This window comes from Pseudoxanthomonas sp. P4_B2, assembly GCF_056402315.1.
Map to the genome: position 1 here is coordinate 560,816 of NZ_JBFUHQ010000001.1, position 15,114 is coordinate 575,929.

15 protein-coding genes are annotated in these 15,114 nt (G+C 60.2%); 11 read left to right on the forward strand and 4 right to left on the reverse strand.

Annotated elements, in window-relative coordinates:
- Window positions 1-3 precede the first annotated feature (3 nt).
- Both AC1DTQ_RS02465 and AC1DTQ_RS02470 read left to right on the forward strand, forming a co-directional pair.
- Complete coding sequence (locus AC1DTQ_RS02465; RefSeq protein WP_477847644.1) at window positions 4-603, forward strand: NADPH-dependent F420 reductase; 600 nt, start codon at window positions 4-6, stop codon at window positions 601-603.
- Window positions 604-723: 120 nt separating this feature from the next.
- On the forward strand, window positions 724-1,356 hold the full coding sequence (locus AC1DTQ_RS02470) for a class I SAM-dependent methyltransferase (protein WP_477847646.1): 633 nt from the start codon (window positions 724-726) through the stop codon (window positions 1,354-1,356).
- 39 nt (window positions 1,357-1,395) lie between these two features.
- Here the strand turns inward: AC1DTQ_RS02470 and AC1DTQ_RS02475 are convergent, their stop codons facing one another.
- Window positions 1,396-3,657 carry a beta propeller repeat protein gene (locus AC1DTQ_RS02475; protein ID WP_477847648.1) on the reverse strand — a complete coding sequence of 754 codons (2,262 nt, stop codon included), beginning with the start codon at window positions 3,655-3,657 and terminating at the stop codon, window positions 1,396-1,398.
- Between the two features lie 246 nt (window positions 3,658-3,903).
- On the opposite strand from AC1DTQ_RS02475, the gene AC1DTQ_RS02480 reads away from it, so the two are divergent.
- Both AC1DTQ_RS02480 and AC1DTQ_RS02485 read left to right on the forward strand, forming a co-directional pair.
- Complete coding sequence (locus AC1DTQ_RS02480; RefSeq protein ID WP_477847650.1) at window positions 3,904-4,170, forward strand: hypothetical protein; 267 nt, start codon at window positions 3,904-3,906, stop codon at window positions 4,168-4,170.
- 159 nt (window positions 4,171-4,329) lie between these two features.
- Window positions 4,330-5,007, forward strand: a complete 678-nt coding sequence (locus AC1DTQ_RS02485; protein ID WP_477848348.1) for a hypothetical protein — start codon at window positions 4,330-4,332, stop codon at window positions 5,005-5,007.
- 51 nt (window positions 5,008-5,058) lie between these two features.
- On the opposite strand, the gene AC1DTQ_RS02490 is transcribed toward AC1DTQ_RS02485, so the two are convergent.
- A complete protein-coding gene (locus AC1DTQ_RS02490) occupies window positions 5,059-5,949 on the reverse strand; it encodes a LysR family transcriptional regulator (RefSeq protein ID WP_477847652.1) in 891 nt (296 codons plus the stop codon).
- 97 nt (window positions 5,950-6,046) lie between these two features.
- Here AC1DTQ_RS02490 and AC1DTQ_RS02495 point away from each other — a divergent pair, with 97 nt between their 5' ends.
- The 3 genes from AC1DTQ_RS02495 (at window position 6,047) to AC1DTQ_RS02505 (ending at window position 8,642) form a co-directional block, all read left to right on the forward strand.
- Complete coding sequence (locus AC1DTQ_RS02495) at window positions 6,047-6,916, forward strand: SDR family oxidoreductase (protein ID WP_477847654.1); 870 nt, start codon at window positions 6,047-6,049, stop codon at window positions 6,914-6,916.
- An 835-nt stretch (window positions 6,917-7,751) separates the two neighbouring features.
- Window positions 7,752-8,054 (forward strand): hypothetical protein, encoded by a 303-nt coding sequence (locus tag AC1DTQ_RS02500; protein WP_477847656.1) that lies wholly within the window; start codon window positions 7,752-7,754, stop codon window positions 8,052-8,054.
- A gap of 372 nt (window positions 8,055-8,426) precedes the next feature.
- A complete protein-coding gene (locus AC1DTQ_RS02505) occupies window positions 8,427-8,642 on the forward strand; it encodes a hypothetical protein (RefSeq protein WP_477847658.1) in 216 nt (71 codons plus the stop codon).
- 1,304 nt (window positions 8,643-9,946) lie between these two features.
- Here AC1DTQ_RS02505 and AC1DTQ_RS02510 read toward each other — a convergent pair.
- Complete coding sequence (locus AC1DTQ_RS02510) at window positions 9,947-10,888, reverse strand: hypothetical protein (protein ID WP_477847660.1); 942 nt, start codon at window positions 10,886-10,888, stop codon at window positions 9,947-9,949.
- 337 nt (window positions 10,889-11,225) lie between these two features.
- Here AC1DTQ_RS02510 and AC1DTQ_RS02515 point away from each other — a divergent pair, with 337 nt between their 5' ends.
- The gene (locus tag AC1DTQ_RS02515) at window positions 11,226-11,843 is read left to right on the forward strand and encodes a dihydrofolate reductase family protein (RefSeq protein ID WP_477847662.1); all 618 of its coding nucleotides are present in this window, start codon (window positions 11,226-11,228) and stop codon (window positions 11,841-11,843) included.
- Between the two features lie 264 nt (window positions 11,844-12,107).
- On the opposite strand, the gene AC1DTQ_RS02520 is transcribed toward AC1DTQ_RS02515, so the two are convergent.
- Window positions 12,108-12,500: a GFA family protein gene (locus AC1DTQ_RS02520; RefSeq protein ID WP_477847664.1), complete on the reverse strand. Its 393-nt coding sequence runs from the start codon at window positions 12,498-12,500 to the stop codon at window positions 12,108-12,110.
- A gap of 204 nt (window positions 12,501-12,704) precedes the next feature.
- Between AC1DTQ_RS02520 and AC1DTQ_RS02525 the strand changes: the two genes are divergently transcribed.
- From AC1DTQ_RS02525 to AC1DTQ_RS02535, 3 genes are all read left to right on the forward strand, one after another.
- Window positions 12,705-13,304, forward strand: a complete 600-nt coding sequence (locus AC1DTQ_RS02525; protein WP_477847665.1) for a hypothetical protein — start codon at window positions 12,705-12,707, stop codon at window positions 13,302-13,304.
- 99 nt (window positions 13,305-13,403) lie between these two features.
- Window positions 13,404-13,937: a peptide-methionine (S)-S-oxide reductase MsrA gene (msrA, locus tag AC1DTQ_RS02530; RefSeq protein WP_477847667.1), complete on the forward strand. Its 534-nt coding sequence runs from the start codon at window positions 13,404-13,406 to the stop codon at window positions 13,935-13,937.
- Between the two features lie 453 nt (window positions 13,938-14,390).
- Window positions 14,391-14,930: a GNAT family N-acetyltransferase gene (locus AC1DTQ_RS02535; RefSeq protein ID WP_477847669.1), complete on the forward strand. Its 540-nt coding sequence runs from the start codon at window positions 14,391-14,393 to the stop codon at window positions 14,928-14,930.
- Window positions 14,931-15,114: the final 184 nt, after the last annotated feature.

The following is a 15,114-nucleotide window of genomic DNA, read 5'->3' on the forward strand; positions in this document are numbered from 1 at the left end:
TATATGAGCTACGCAATTATCGGCTTCGGCAATATCGGCCAAGCCTTGGCCAAGGCGTTTGCCCGCAAGGGCATCGAAGTATCCGTGGCAACCACACGCGACCCTGCAAGTTTCGCAGCCGAGGTGGCCGCGATCGGCCCGACGATCATTTCCAAAACGCTGGCGGACGCCGTCAAGGCGGACATCCTTTTTTTGGCGGTCCGTTTCGAATCGCACCCGGAGGTCGCCAAAGCGCTCTCCACCTGGCAGGGGAAGACCATCGTCGATGTGACCAATGCCTACGGAGTGCCACCCGAGAAACTCGGAGGGCAACCTTCTTCGAAAGCCGTTGCGCAAGCCTTCGCTGGCGGCAGGCTGGTCAAGGGCTTCAACCATTTGATCGCTGCCGTCCTTGAGCAAGATCCGGCCGTACATGGCGGCAAGAGAGTCGTGTTCCTGGCGAGCGACGACGATGCTGCCGCAGCGGAGATTGGTGCGCTTGCGGAAAATCTCGGTTTCTCGCCGATCAAACTTGGCGGGCTTTCGGAAGGTGGACTGCTTGTACAGGCGCGCGGAAATAGCTGGGGTCAACTGATCTTCAAGGACCTGGTCAAGTTCGACTGATGAATACAAGGTCCTCACCGACGAAGACCCATGATCGGAAGGAGCAATCCATGAGTACCGAGAAGAACGTCCCTTCGCTCGCTGCGCGCTCGTCGAATGCGAACCGTAAAGGAGATCACCATGTACGACCAATCCAAGCTGTCCGAGTTGATCCGGTTCGCGGGAGTCCACGCGGGTTCCACCGTCATCGACGTGTACCCGGGCGACGGCGACTGGACCGCTCTCTTCTCCGACATCGTGGGACCCGAAGGGCAGGTCTACAGTTTTGTGCCGGCCGAGGTCGCTCACTTCAAGAACGATCCGGTCGGCCGCATGCGGGCGCTTGCGAAGGAGCCGGGCCGGGAGAACGTCGAAGTTGTCTCGGCGGACCTCGTGGCGATAGCAGAGGCTACGCAACCCGCGGACGTCGTGTGGATGCACCTGTTCTATCACGACCTCCACACCCCCCTGATCCAGACCAGGGGTGCGACACCGGCCCTCTTTAATCAAGCGGTCTTCGAGCGACTGAAACGAGGTGGGTCCTACGTCATCGTAGACCATGCCGCTGCCGTCGACGCAGGCACGAGCGACGCCCAGTCGCTGCATCGGATTGAGCCTGCCTCCGTTCGAGAGGAGGTGGAGGCCGCCGGCTTCGTACTGGGCGGGCAAAGCACCATGCTCGCGGACAAAAACGATACGCACTCGATCAAGGTGTTCGATCCTTCGATCAAGGGCGACACCGATCGCTTCGCCTATCGATTCGTGAAGCCCTGACCCGTTGAGCCTGCCCGAGGCGTTTTTGCAGGACGGCGCTTAAGGCTTCCCCACAATGATGCCCCGGCCGTTCGTGCCGATATAGACGACACCGAATCTACGCATATCGCCAACAACCACGCGTGCGCCTACAGGCCACTGATGATGATCGTCGTTAATGCGGACGAACTTCGCCCCGCTGTCGGTTGATCGGAACAAAGCGACAGAGCTGTTATTGACCTTGCCCCAAAGAAAAACCGTCGGCGTCTTCGAGCCGCTTGGCGGGGCGCCAAAGCCAAGCAGATCCGCGCCGCTTGCGCTGTCCAATTTGGTCAGGTGAATGTCATTGCCGCCCTCCGCGCGGTAGATTCCTTCGCTGGGTGAGGCCAGCCAAACTTCACCACGAACACCAGGCGCTACGTACAGCCGCCCGTCCGCAGGAAGCTTCGATTGCGCGATCGAAAAACTCCGTCCGCCGTCACGACTCATAAACAGCTCGCCGTCTTTGAATCCATAGAAGACGCCTGCCGCCACACGGTCGCTGGCGACCTGCGCCTGCCCGGGAATACCCGCGGACGCAGACCAGTCGGCGCCAGTGCGGTACTGAACACTGGTGTCGCCCGGAGCCCAAACGAACGACTTGCCGTCCGTCGAGGCTGCAATGGTTCCACCGCCTTTTGTCGTGGCCACGTTGCCGGCAAAGCTGCTCCACGTTATGCCGCCATCGGTCGAGAGTTGGGCCTTCGGGCCCGGATAAGGTTTCCAACCCGGAATAACCGCAGCGACGATCGTGCTCGAGCTGCTCTGCACGAAATCAAGGCTTGAAGGGTAGGCCGGGGCCAACGACTCCAGATTCCCGTGCGCGGGGGATTTCGCCAAATCCGTAAAAGCAAATCCGCCCCAGTCGCCCAGACCCGCGAAAAGCAAGGTCTTGCCTGACGGTGGCGCCACCAGGCTCACGATGGACGACTCTTCGATTCCGAGCGCTCCTTTGGTCGACCATTTCACAAGGCCACCGTTCAAACCGTCGGTCAGATTGTAGGTCTCGTATACGGTTCCGCCTGTTCCGTAGATCGCGTGCGCCGCGTTGAACGGATCGATGGCGATACCCGATTCCCAGTTCTGCGAGCCGTTCTTGATGTAAGGCGATGCGCTGCTGTCGTACGAGGCGCCATCGCCACCGACCTCATGCCAAGTGTTGCCGTAATCGGGCGACAACCAGCGCGTATCGGTCGGCTTATAGCGGCCCACGGTCGACACCAGCATCAATCCTGCATGGCTCTGCGACAACGCCAAGCCGCCCACCGGCCCGCCCGGCAAAGCGATCTGCCGCCACTTACCTGATCGGTAGCTGGAATCCGGCGTGAATTCCCAAAGCTGGCTGTCGGTGATTCCCGCCGGTCCTTCCTGATCGGTGTAATTGAGGTACAGCCTGTTGTTCGGCCCGGCGACCACATGCTGGACGAACATCCCAGTCGGCTGCCCCTCCACCGCAACCCAGGGCGCGGAAACGTTGCCGGGCTCGGTCATCACATACAGGCCCATGGCGTCGGCGCCCGAGCCGGTGGCGGAAACGCCGGCGTAGAGCGCGGCGGTCGATTTTCCCACCACATACGGAGTCATGGTGACGACGCCGGCGTCGCTGGAGCGCTTGGAATTCTGCATCTTCGCAGACGCCGGGAATCCCGTCATCGGATTCCAACTCGCGCCGTAATCGATCGACAGATACACGCCGGCATTTCGTGTGCCGAAGTAGACGTTCGACGTACGGCCAGGATCCACGGCGATGCGCTCGCCGCCCCCGCGCCCGTTGTCGTTTGCACCGTTCTTGAAAGGTAAGGGAACCGTCAGATAGGTCTTGCCGCTGTCGGACGAGACCAGCATGGCTCCGTTGCCGTTCCATTCGATGCTGCCGGTGATCGGGGAAGCGTAATACCCCACCGCAAGGTAGATACGCTTCGGATCTTTCGGATCCAGGCCGATAGCCTCGGGACTGGAATACCACCAGTTGGGCGACGGGCTGAGGCCGTCCATTATCGGGACCCACGTCTTTGTCGCCCGATCACGTCGATAGGCGCCTCCGATATCCGTACGCGCGAACAGAAGGTCTTTGCGAGCCGGATGGAACAAGATCGCGGGAACATAACCGCCGCCCACGATGGCGACGTTACTCCAGTGGTAAGGGAGTTCCCGCGAATCGCTGGAGGCTGGCCGGCTTGCAGGTACTTGGCGTCCGCTCGGAACGGGCGTCTCCGATCGAGCGCTCTGATAGAGCGACATGAGTAATAAGGGAAGCAGGACGGCCTTCATTCCGGGTTTCATGTCGTCTCTCCAGATGTTTTTGCGGTGCCAATAGGGAAAAAGCGAAATTCAGGGCCGTAGGCTGAGTTGGCTTTAACAACCCAGCGTACCTGCTATAGGTGGAGACTGATGGACTCAAGCCGCAACACTTGCTAGTTGCCACGTCTTCACATTCCGTCTACGTATCCGAACGTCAGCTAAGGGCAGGTCATGACTTCGGCGAAAAGACCGCTATATTCCCGACTCCCCAGAAGAAGGAGAAGTGGAATGTTTCTGACCAAACAACAAGCGGTGATGGCGCGTACGCTCGGCGTGGCGATCATCAGCGTAGGCCTTGCTTCCTGCGCAACCTATAAAGACGAGTTCGCAGGGATCAACTCACGCCTCGATCAACTCGATACGAAGGTGCAGGGCGCGGCCCAGAGCGCCGAATCGGCCAATCAGTCCGCGCAGCAGGCCAACCAACGGCTGGATCAAATAGAAAGCCGCGTCCAGAAGCTCGAAACGGCGCCGCGCCGCACGCCGCGCGGTTAGTCGCTCTCGCGCCATTCGCGACTAATGGCCTGAACCGTGACCCGGTGGCCTTTGCTGGCCACCGGTCTCCTTATCTTCACCCAGTCTTCGTTCTAAGGAACCTCTCCCATCCGTACCTACACACACCCTGCGGTCCGGGCCGTTTATGGTGCGCTCGCGCTGGCGCTGATGTTCGCGGGCTTCGGCGTGGCCAGCGCCAAGGAGGCCGACGCGCAACCGGTCGCCGCCGTCGACCAGCTTCCGCGAGGCCAAGAGGTCTCCGACACCGTGATTGAGCTCGCGGGCTGGGTGGTCGCCGCCAAGGACAGCCAAGGCTATCCGTTCGCGGTCATAGACAAGGCCGCCGCACAGATCTTGGTGTTCGGCGGCGACGGCCGGCTTCGTGGCGCGGCGCCTGGGCTCTTTGGCTCGGCGATCGGCGATCATGTGGCCCCCGGCGTGGCCGGTCTCGCGCTTCGCGAGATTCCGGGCCGGGATCGCACGACGCCTGCGGGTCGCTTTGTGGGCGGTTTCGGTCCGTCAATCGACGCTGGGCGTGTGCTGTGGGTGGACTACGATTCCTCGGTCTCCCTTCACCCTACCGCTACTGGCGTCCCGGCCGAGAAACGCGCCGAACGCCTTGCATCGCCTTCGCCGGACGACAACCGGGTCACTCATGGCTGCATCAACGTCTCGCCCGAGTTTTACGAGCAGATCATCCGTCCGACGTTCGAGCGGGGCGGGGTGTTCTACATCTTGCCGGATGAAACGCCGGTAGCAGAGACCTTCCCGGAGTTCGCGCAAAGTCGCGCGACTACGCCACGCAAGGGTGGAAGACGCGCACGGCCCGCCCGCTAGTGAAAGGCGCGTTGGTGTGGCAGCCCTACGAGTTCTGCAACCTCCCGATCCTCAGCTCTTGATGTAGGCGGCCAACTCTTCCGGTTGTCCCAACGGAAAAGCTTCCTTCAAGAATTCCAGGAAGGCGGACACGCGCGCGCTGAGCAGGCGGCGCGACGGGTAAAGCGCCCAGATCTCTATCGGCGGACCCTTCCCATCGCCCCAGTGCACAAGCGACCCTGTACGCAGGTCGCCAGCGACCAGGGAGAGAGGAAGCAGCGCCGCGCCTACCCCGGTGCGCACGGCATCGCGAATCATGATCAACGAACCCAGTCGCAAGATCGGGTCGATGGAGATGCGCACATCGCCCTCATGGGTGGCCAGATCCCAGTCCGTTTGAGTGCTGGACAAACGCGCTACCGCTGGCGCCGGCGCATCCGCCGCCGGCCTTTGCAACTCAGGACTAGCCACCGCCACCAAGCGATCACGAAGCAGGATGCGCCCGATCAGGTGTTCGTTGGGGTCAGGGTTGACCCGGATCACCAGGTCGTATCCTTCTTCCACCATGTCGACCGCCCGATCTTCGGGCGTAATTTCCAGGCGCACTTGTGGATATCGCATCGCGAACTCGGCGGACAGTGTTCCCATGGCCGTGTGGGAGAACAGCGACGGCGCGCTGATGCGCAGCCTGCCGCGGGGCGTTTCGCCTCCCGCGGTGATCGTGGTGACTGCTTCGCCCAGTTCAATGAGCAACGTCTCGGTGCGCTCGAATAGGGCTCGCCCCTCCTGGGTCAGCTTCAGGGCGTGAGAGCCACGCTCGAACAAACGCACTCCCAGGCCCGCCTCCAAGTCCGCTACCCGCCGCGACAGTGTGGCCTTGGGTCTATCGGCCGCTCTCGCCGCCCGGCCGAATCCCCCGTGGCGCGCCACCAGATTGAAATCAGCCAGAGCCAGCAGGTCCATATGTTCCACCAATGAGACAGGTGGTCTAATTATACGGGCTATCGGACCGTAAGTGGATCATCAATCATGGGCCTCCCAACCAAACCGGAGCAGTCCCATGACCATTCTCGTAACCGGCGCCACCGGCAATGTCGGCCGCCAAGTCATCCAGCAACTCACTCAGCGTGGCGCCAAGGTGCGGGCCCTCGTCCGCAATCCGGCTACTGCCAACCTGCCCGATGGGGTGGAAGTCGTGCAGGGCGACCTGCTCGATGTCGATGCCTTGCGCCAAGGCTTCGAAGGGGTCTCCACGCTCTTTCTGCTCAACGCAGTGGTGGCCGATGAGTTCACCCAGGCGCTCATCACGCTCAACGTGGCCCGCGAGGCCGGCGTCAAGCGGGTCGTCTACCTCTCGGTCATCCACAGCGATCGCTATGTGAACGTGCCGCACTTCGCGGGCAAGTTCGGGGTGGAGCGCATGATCGAGCAGATGGGCTTCAACGCCACCATCCTGCGTCCGGCCTATTTCATGAACAACGACCTGACCATCAAGGACGTGGTGCTGGGCTACGGCGTGTATCCCATGCCCATCGGCAGCAAGGGCCTTGCCATGATCGATGCGCGCGACATCGGCGAGATCGCCGCCATCGAGCTGCTCGCGCGCGACCAGGCACCTGAGGGCAGTGCGCTGACCCGCATCAACTTGGTCGGTCCGGACACGCTGACTGGTACTGAAGTGGCAGGCATCTGGTCGGAGGCACTCGGCCGCACGATTGTTTACGGCGGCGACGACACGGCCGGCTTCGAGCAAAACCTGCGCCAGTTCATGCCAGCGTGGATGGCCTACGACATGCGTCAGATGGCCGAACGCTTCCTCACCGATGGCATGGTGCCCGAGGCGGGCGACGTCGAGCGACTGAGCCAGCTGCTGGGCCGTCCTTTGCGTTCTTATCGCGACTTCGCCGCTGAAACTGCAGCGGCCGTCTGACTAGAACTCGACCTCGCTCGCAAGGAGTCCTCGTAGGATGCGGCGGAACAAAGGGGTCGGAATAAAGGGGTCAGAGAACCTATTCGTTTCAAATGCATTTGTTCTCTGACCCCGTTCTTGCTCCATCAACAGCAACGGCGAGCCGGAATCTCCCTCGCGAATCCTCCGCATACCCGGCCGCAAGCTTCAAAGAGCCAACGTCCAGCCTCCGCACCTCGCGCGCAAAGCTCCGAGCCTTGCACGCAACCATTCGAACCCCGACTGCAAAGCAAAATGCCTTGCGGATTCAGAGTCCTAGCGTCATCCGCAAGGCTCCAGGAGTCGCCCGCAAGGAAAATAGTCCCAGCGCCGGCCTCGAAAGGGCCAAGCGCAAAGCTCCGAGCTTCGCGAGCCGAGCCTCGCAAGCTTGCGCGCAAGCAAAAAAGATCCGAAGGCGGAGTTCCGCAGGCCGTGTGCAGAGTTCCGGGCCTTGCGCGCAAGGCAGAATGCTCGGACGTCGGTCTACCACAGGCCGCGCCTACCTCTTTGGAGTCGAGTGGCGAAGCTGGCCCACCAGTGGTGATTTCGCCTCTCCTCTCCCCTTGTGGGAGAGGATGCCCGAAGGGCAGGAGAGGGGGCGCGAGCGCAGCGACGCGTGCTCTGGCTTTCTCTCGCTCGCCATCCACATAGCCATTCATTGCCGAAGGCTCCGGCGCACCCTCTCCCGGCCTTCGGCCACCCTCTCCCCTCAAGGGAGAGGGGGTTCAACCTATCTAGCTGCACATTCCTGGCTGGTCCCACCGACCGGTATGATCGCGGCTATGCGGACGGGTCCGTCAATTGGATAGTTAGACCCATGAAGCGAGACACAATTGCCGAGTTGGAGATAGACGCAACCGGCAAACTCTATGTCGTGCCAACTGACCGTGGCTTTCCCTTTATTTATCGCGAGGCCATGGAAGTTCATTGGGACCCAGATCGCCGCGCCTTATACGCGCCAGCCCCTCGTGAATGGTCATACGCCCGCTGGTTCCAGCAAATCCTCGATGCTGCACGTGAGCAAGGCTGCGAGCTGCGGCTTGCGTCTAGTACAAAATGGTCCAACATCGACGCGGGCGTTAAGGCCGAGCTCTTGCAGGTGGCCGGCAATGGGGCCTAACAATTCATTCAAGCGGAACCCGCTTCGCGGGTCGGTTTAATTTAGGCGTTAGGTGTTATGGCCAGATCAGCGCGATGGACCGAGAAATTGCCATATGTTGTGCTGATCGCGCTTGGGGTTGGTTTGGCGAGTCTCTGGCAATACTCGAAGTACCAGAATGGTCACGGTCTCGCCTATTTCCTCGGAGGCAAGGTGTCGCCTCTAATAGAGCTTCTAATATTTGTTGGTCTTCCAGTATTGTTCGTAGTCACTATTGGTTGGCGTGCGGTCACCAAGGACTTGGACAGTTCCTTGTAACACCTAATAGTTCATTCAAGCCGAACCCGCTTCGCGGGTCGGTTTAACTCAGGCGTTAGGCAGAAGGACAAATTTGTGGCGCTTTCAGACTTATTTGAGCTTGCAGACTTTGTTGATTTAGTTGGGTCTTGGCGCTTCTTCATTACAACTTCCGTCGGTGTTGGTGCTGCCATTTGGCTCTACACATCGCTTGGCGAGTCCAGCCTCGGCACGGTGGCAGCAATCGTCCTTGGACTTGCCGGCGTCCTCACTGGCTTGGTGTGGCAGATTCAGCATGACAGGCTTGGCTGATGCAGCCGCCTAACAATTCATTCAAGCTGACCCACATTCGGGTGACGCTTGGTTGCACCCCTTTGGCTATACTCTCATCCAGTCGCCGCCCTGCTGCGGGTCGGGTTACTTCAGGCGTTAGGCAGCATGACCAAGTTATGTGAGCAATGCGAAGAGAACCCTGCCGTCACTGGCAGTCTTCCTTGGTATGCCGTAGCTCTACTGTTTGTGGTGGGCAGCGCCGGAACTTCGGGGCGATACTGCGCAGATTGCGCAGGCGGCAGAAACTTCATCGCGCTTCTTTTTGCATGCGCTGTCTTGGTTATTGGTTTCGTAGTGCTGGTGATTTTCTGGTGAGCTCGCGTAGGACGGAATCCGGGTAGCGGATGGTCAGCTCCGCCCTTGAAGATCCGGCGCATGTCTCTGCCTCTCCCCTTGTGGCGCCCGAAGGGTTTGCAAGGCTGAGAGGATGCCCGTAAGGGCAGGAGAGGGCGCGCGAGCGCAGCGATGCATGCTTTGGCTCTCCCGCTCGCAATCTTCATGGACATTTCTTGCCGAAGGCTCCGGCGCACCCTCTCCCGGCCTTCGGCCACCCTCTCCCATCAAGGGAGAGGGGGTCACCGGTATGATCGCGGCTATACGGACGAGTCCGGCAATTGGGGTAGTTAAGTGCCATGAGATACGGTGTCGCGATATTGGTAGCCGTGTTCATGCTGTTTGCTGGCATTGCTCTCGCTGGTGCTGGCCACGGGTGGGTGTCGGGAGGGTTCGGATGCTTTGCCCTTACACCAATATCCTGCTTCGCTTGGATCAATGTCCTTAGCCGTAGGCCATCACTCCGCGGAGCTGTCGCCACTCTGGCCTTGGGGCTTATTGTGTGTTTGGTCGTGGCCATTGCCACAACATCCGAGGGCCTCCAGTATTTCTTCGGCTATTGGCGCATTTCCGACATCGGAGGCATATTGATAGGAGGTTTGGCCTATCTTAACTGGGCGCTCATGTCCGTACTTTCGATTTTCCGTGCTCAGCGGGTTCTGTCGTCTGGCACCTAACAATTCATTCAAGCCTAACCCGCTTCGCGGGTCGGCTTAGTTCAAGCATTGGACCCCCTATGAGAGATCCGGCAAGAATTGACGCCTTACTCAACACGCTTCGAGCGGTGTGGGAGGCAAATCCAGACTTGCGCTTGGGTCAGATCATGGTGATTGCGACCAAGCCTAGAGATCCGACGCCTGAGATCTTCAATATTGAGGACGAGCTGCTGCTACAAGGCTTGCTTGAGTATCAAGCGACCTCCGCCTAATGCCGCTGCGCTGAGGCTTCGGTTAGCGGCAGAACGAATCTGACGCGGCTTCGACTACTTCCTCATAGGGAAGAGCAGGTGGCGACTCGAAACGCCATCCATCCCCCAGTTCTGCGGCTCTTGCGTCTACTAAATCCATTTCCTTGCGGCTGAGGGTGTCAAACATCCGGTCTGCGGCCGCATTGATCTCTGCCGGAACTCGCAGGCCCTGCTTCTGGGCTACCTTCATCAACGCCAAGAAAGTCCGATCATCTACGATCTGATAGGGAGGTCTGATGCCGGTGACATTCTTGGGTGCGTATACCCCAAGCAGCAGGATGAAATCTTCGCCGCTGCGGTTGGCCAACGCTGCGTTGACGTAATTGCTCGCGCGCTTGCGGTAGTCCTGCCATTCACCCAAGTTGGACAAAAAGTTCTGTCGATCCAAGGCCGGAGCCGCGACCAGCCATCGCTCGTAGGTCTTGTTGCCGGAACTGGCGGCGATGCGCTGGAACTCATAGCCTTTGCTCAGCATCGTAGCGGGCACCTGGGCGCAGAAGTCAACGTCCTTCTGGCTTTGCTGCAGCAGTTCTTCGCTAATGCTTTCCTTGCGCCCAGGCAGTACCGGCACGCTTGAAAGCGCCTCGGCAAGATCCAGCTGCGCACTGGCATTGGCGCAACGGCGAATGTCCTGAGAGATCCTGCAAGCCGCTTTCGATGAGCCGGTCAGTGCCTTCTTCTCAAGTTCGCTAATGACCTGCACCAGCGGCGTGTTGCTCGGAGGCAACAGGAGGGGGCGGTCGATCTCCGAATCGAACTTGGGGATCGCCGCGGATGACGACGGCTTGGAACCAATAGCCTGACGAACGTTCTCCGCGGTTCCTGCAGGAGAAGTAGAGAACTGCTTCACCAGGACCAGGGAAAGTGCGAGCGTCCCAATAAGTCCTGCGGCGAGAAAGAGGATCAACCAGCCCTTGGGAGTCATGCGCGCCTCACGTCCATGTTCACCCCGGCTACCGCTATGAGTGAGGCCCGCTATTCAGCACTGACCTTCAGTTGAGCTCAGCAATATCTCGAAATGAGAGAGGTGTCAAACCCATAGGATTAAATGTGAGTTCTGTCATTGAGTCTGGATCGACTTTCTCCGCGACCCGTACGATGTGCTTTCGCCGTCGCTGTTTGCGAAGTCATCGCAACTGGACACATGGCAATGGCGGGCCGAGGCCCACCCTACGGACTTCTCCGAACTTAGTTGTCGATCCGCATGCAAGTCGTTCGTCGTATCCATGGGACCGCTCGGGTCCATCGACTCGGAGAACACTATGCGCAAGCTCATCGTTGCCGAACACCTCAGTCTGGATGGCGTTATCCAGGCCCCCGGCGGGCCTGAAGAAGATCCCAGCGGTGGATTCCGCTTCGGTGGGTGGTCAGTGCCGTTTTCCGACGAAGCCATCGGCCAGGACTTGCAGAAACTGTTCTCGCAGCCGTTCGAATTGCTGTTGGGGCGGCGCACCTATGACATATGGGCGGCGTACTGGCCGCGCGTACGGGCCGGCAACGCCATCGCTGATCAGTTCAACAGCGTGCCTAAGCACGTGGCCACCCATCGAGCCGATACGCTCGACTGGCAGAACAGTCATGCGCTGCAGGGCGACCTTACCGACGCGGTACGCGCGCTTAAACAGCAGGGTGGCGCCAACCTATTGACCTGGGGCAGCAGTGACATGGTGCGCCAACTACTTGCCGCCGGATTGGTGGATGAGTTTCGGCTCATGATTTATCCCGTCGTACTGGGACGCGGCAAGCGCTTGTTCGACGACAACGCACAACCGTCGGCCTTCACCGTGACGCACTCGACCCGCACGGCCAGCGGCGTGCTGATCGCCCGCTACGCACGCAGTGGCGAGGTGCGCACGGGAACCTTCAATGAGGTTGGGTAACGATCAGGCCATCAGGGTGTGCATTGCCCGCTATTGCCGTGCGTCAGATTGCTATGGGAACGAAGAGAACCGCAGAAAATTCTTCTGCGGACTCACATCAACTCAAGGATCGTCATCCCGGCGAAAGCCGGGACCCAACTTCACGCGCATGCCGGCTTGGGTCCCGGCTTTCGCCGGGATGACGGAATGAGAGGGGTCTTTTTAGCTACGGAAGGGCAGGGCGTGGGTTGGGTCAGCTCAACCCGTTCGCGCCATTCGTGCGACCTAGTCCTCAAACCGACTCGTGGCCTCACGATCGCGCTCGTATCGTCTGGCTAACGGAAACGGCGGCAACCAAGACTCGCGACGGAGGGTCCAGAGTTCGTAGGTCGGCTTCAGCTGGTCAGGCGCATCGAAGGATCCCAGGTTCACTTCGACTTCGTCCGCGCTGCGTCCGAAAACGGACGAGCCGCAGCGGGGACAGAAAAATCGCCCGGCGTAGTCGCGTGTTTCGCCCTCGATCGTCACCGCCTCCTGAGGGAACACCGCGGAAGCGTGAAACAGAGCCCCATGATGCTTGCGGCAGTCGAGACAGTGACAAAGGCCGACCCGGTAGGGACGTCCCGACGCCACAATGCGGACGTCGCCGCATAGGCAACCACCGGTGAATCGTTCCATGCTGCGTCTCCTCTTAAAAACAAGTGTCGTAGCGCAGGTAGAGCGTAGCGGATCAGTGCCTACGGCGGCTCCCTCTTTTCGGAATCGCCGCCGCTGCTGGAAGCAATAATTGGAACCGGATTCTCCCAGGCCCGGTCATGGCTACAGTAACGTGTGCCACGCGCGCATACCGCCGAACCATTCCCAATCGAAGGATCGAACCTCATGACTGCTCTGCTGCCCGCCGAACTCGCCTGGTACGCCACCGGCCGCTTCTATCGCACCAACGATGGCGCGTTGGCCGATTACGGTTACTTCCTGCATCTACCTCTATTCGACGTGCCGCTATTCGACGGCGAACCCGGGGAGACGACCGCACACTTCACCTTCGCCGCCACGCCTTTCAAGTCGCAGGCCGTCACCAACGGTGCGTTATCGCTCGGGATCGACCCGGTCGGCGAATTCTCCCTGTACCTGCAGCGGCAGCCGGCGGGCAACTTCGACGACCCGGCCTCGTTCGCGCGGGGCGAATGCATCGCCACCTTCCGCCGCGCCAGTTTGGTCGTGGGCACGACGGTCTCCGCTACCACCGGTGCGACGACGGAGCCGCTGATGGGCAACAACGTGTTCTCCGCACGCCTGATCGCCAGTACGCCGTTCGAATTCGGTGGCCTCCGCCATGACGTCGCCTACAGCCTCGGACAGGGCGTCACCCAGTTTGGCACCGCCGCGGTCACCCCAGTCGTTCCGCCGCCGCCGGGATATGACTTGGTATTGCCGTTCACAGGATCGGCCATTGCGTTGGGCGAGCGGGGTAAGCAGTGACGACGCTTCCAGGTAGCTTCTTCGCGGATAACTTCGCCGAGCCAGGCAAGTGGAATACGATACCCCCCAAGATCCGCAAGAGGCGATGAGGTAAACGCAATGAACGAGAACGACACCGCGAACAATCCAGCTCCTGGCGGGGAGGGCATCGAGATCGCGACCCTCGCCGGTGGCTGCTTCTGGGGCGTGGAGGAAATCCTGCGCGAGGTGCCCGGGGTGATCGATACTGACGTGGGCTACACCGGCGGCTGGCTGGAGAACCCGACCTACGACGACACCCACGACAGCAAGTCGGGCCATGCCGAAGCCATACGAATCACCTTCGATCCGTCCCTCTTGAGCTACGAAGACCTGTTGGAAAATTGGTTCTTCAAACTGCACGACCCGACCACGCTCAACCGCCAAGGCAACGATGTCGGCACCCAGTACCGGTCCGCGCTGTTTCCGCACACCCCCGAGCAAAGAGCGACGGCCGAGCAGGTGATAGCGCGTGTGAACGCCTCGGGCAAATGGAAACAGCCCATTACCACCTCCATCGAGCCGGCCGCCACCTGGTACAGCGCCGAGTCGTACCATCAGGACTATCTGCGCAAGCATCCTGGTGGATACAGCTGTCATTTCATGCGGGACTAGGATGCGGCATGCCAAGACCCCTCGTAGCGGTGAGGAAAATTTCAGACGCTGAGTCTGCCGTGCTTGAGCGGGTGCTCACTATTGCTGCGACTGATGATGCGTCCATTGCACTGAGCAAACAGGCTCGAACCGTGCAAGTTATCGGTCGTTGCGATTGTGGGTGTGCATCAGTAGATTTTCTGACGCCAGAACGTGGTCAGAGCGCACGCATTGTCGCCAACGCGGACGCGAACGCGCCGAACGGTGAATACGTGGGCATCCTAGTCTGGGCGATCGACTCTGAGCTATCGGGGCTTGAGTTCTATAGTCACTCCGACAATCCGGCACCGCTTCCTGTGTTGGCATCCATCAGGATAGATGGGATGGCAGAAACGTAGATGCGGCTCAGCCATTCACTCGGTCGAACAGGCTTCTCGGGTTGACTCGCTTCGGACGTTGGCCTTCAAAGTAACCATGCTCACACTCTTGCAACTGCCCCGCCACTGCGAGCGCGTATCGATCCGCAGACTGCGGCCTTCCGACCTGCGCGCCTTTCATGCCTATCGCAGCGACCCCGAGGTAGCCAGGTACCAGGGCTGGTCGGCCCTGTCGGAATCGGAAGCTGTTGCCTTTCTGCATGAGCAAAGCTCAGCCTCGCTGTTGGAACCCGGCCGCTGGTGCCAACTCGGCATCGCTACTCGCAGCGATGGCCAACTGATCGGGGACGTGGGCGTTTGCGTCTCTCTTGATCTGGAACAAGCGGAGATCGGTTTTTCCCTTGGTACTTCATCGCAAGGCAAAGGCTTCGGGAGTGAGGCGGTCCGGGCGGTTTTCGACCTGCTTTTCATGCATACCCCTATTGCCCGAGTGATCGCCATTACCGACGCTCGCAACACTCCAGCCATCAGACTGCTTGAGCGGGCAGGGATGCGCGTGAGTAGCACGGTAGAGGCTGTGTTCAAGGGGCAGCCCTGCGTCGAGCACGTCTTCGTTCTTGACCGTGGTGAAGGCTAACGCCGCTCCGACTGGGGGCTGGCAGGCGATGCCTACACAGCTCGGGCCGCTATCGTCATGTACGTCAATGAACGCGGTGCGTACATCAAGGTGTGGGCGCCATGACCAGCGGAAAGGCATATATACGCCTGTGGATGATATTCGCAGGCGATAAATTCACCCTAAAGGTTAATGCTGGTCGCCG

Bases quoted from the DNA above. Each gene is read 5' to 3' on its own strand.
- AC1DTQ_RS02470 (WP_477847646.1), top strand. From the start codon at position 724: ATGTACGACCAATCCAAGCTGTCCGAGTTGATCCGGTTCGCGGGAGTC.
- msrA (WP_477847667.1), top strand. From the start codon at position 13,404: ATGAACGAGAACGACACCGCGAACAATCCAGCTCCTGGCGGGGAGGGC.
- AC1DTQ_RS02475 (WP_477847648.1), bottom strand. From the start codon at position 3,657: ATGAAACCCGGAATGAAGGCCGTCCTGCTTCCCTTATTACTCATGTCG.
- AC1DTQ_RS02525 (WP_477847665.1), top strand. From the start codon at position 12,705: ATGACTGCTCTGCTGCCCGCCGAACTCGCCTGGTACGCCACCGGCCGC.
- AC1DTQ_RS02465 (WP_477847644.1), top strand. From the start codon at position 4: ATGAGCTACGCAATTATCGGCTTCGGCAATATCGGCCAAGCCTTGGCC.
- AC1DTQ_RS02495 (WP_477847654.1), top strand. From the start codon at position 6,047: ATGACCATTCTCGTAACCGGCGCCACCGGCAATGTCGGCCGCCAAGTC.
- AC1DTQ_RS02515 (WP_477847662.1), top strand. From the start codon at position 11,226: ATGCGCAAGCTCATCGTTGCCGAACACCTCAGTCTGGATGGCGTTATC.
- AC1DTQ_RS02500 (WP_477847656.1), top strand. From the start codon at position 7,752: ATGAAGCGAGACACAATTGCCGAGTTGGAGATAGACGCAACCGGCAAA.
- AC1DTQ_RS02535 (WP_477847669.1), top strand. From the start codon at position 14,391: ATGCTCACACTCTTGCAACTGCCCCGCCACTGCGAGCGCGTATCGATC.
- AC1DTQ_RS02510 (WP_477847660.1), bottom strand. From the start codon at position 10,888: ATGACTCCCAAGGGCTGGTTGATCCTCTTTCTCGCCGCAGGACTTATT.
- AC1DTQ_RS02480 (WP_477847650.1), top strand. From the start codon at position 3,904: ATGTTTCTGACCAAACAACAAGCGGTGATGGCGCGTACGCTCGGCGTG.
- AC1DTQ_RS02490 (WP_477847652.1), bottom strand. From the start codon at position 5,949: ATGGACCTGCTGGCTCTGGCTGATTTCAATCTGGTGGCGCGCCACGGG.
- AC1DTQ_RS02520 (WP_477847664.1), bottom strand. From the start codon at position 12,500: ATGGAACGATTCACCGGTGGTTGCCTATGCGGCGACGTCCGCATTGTG.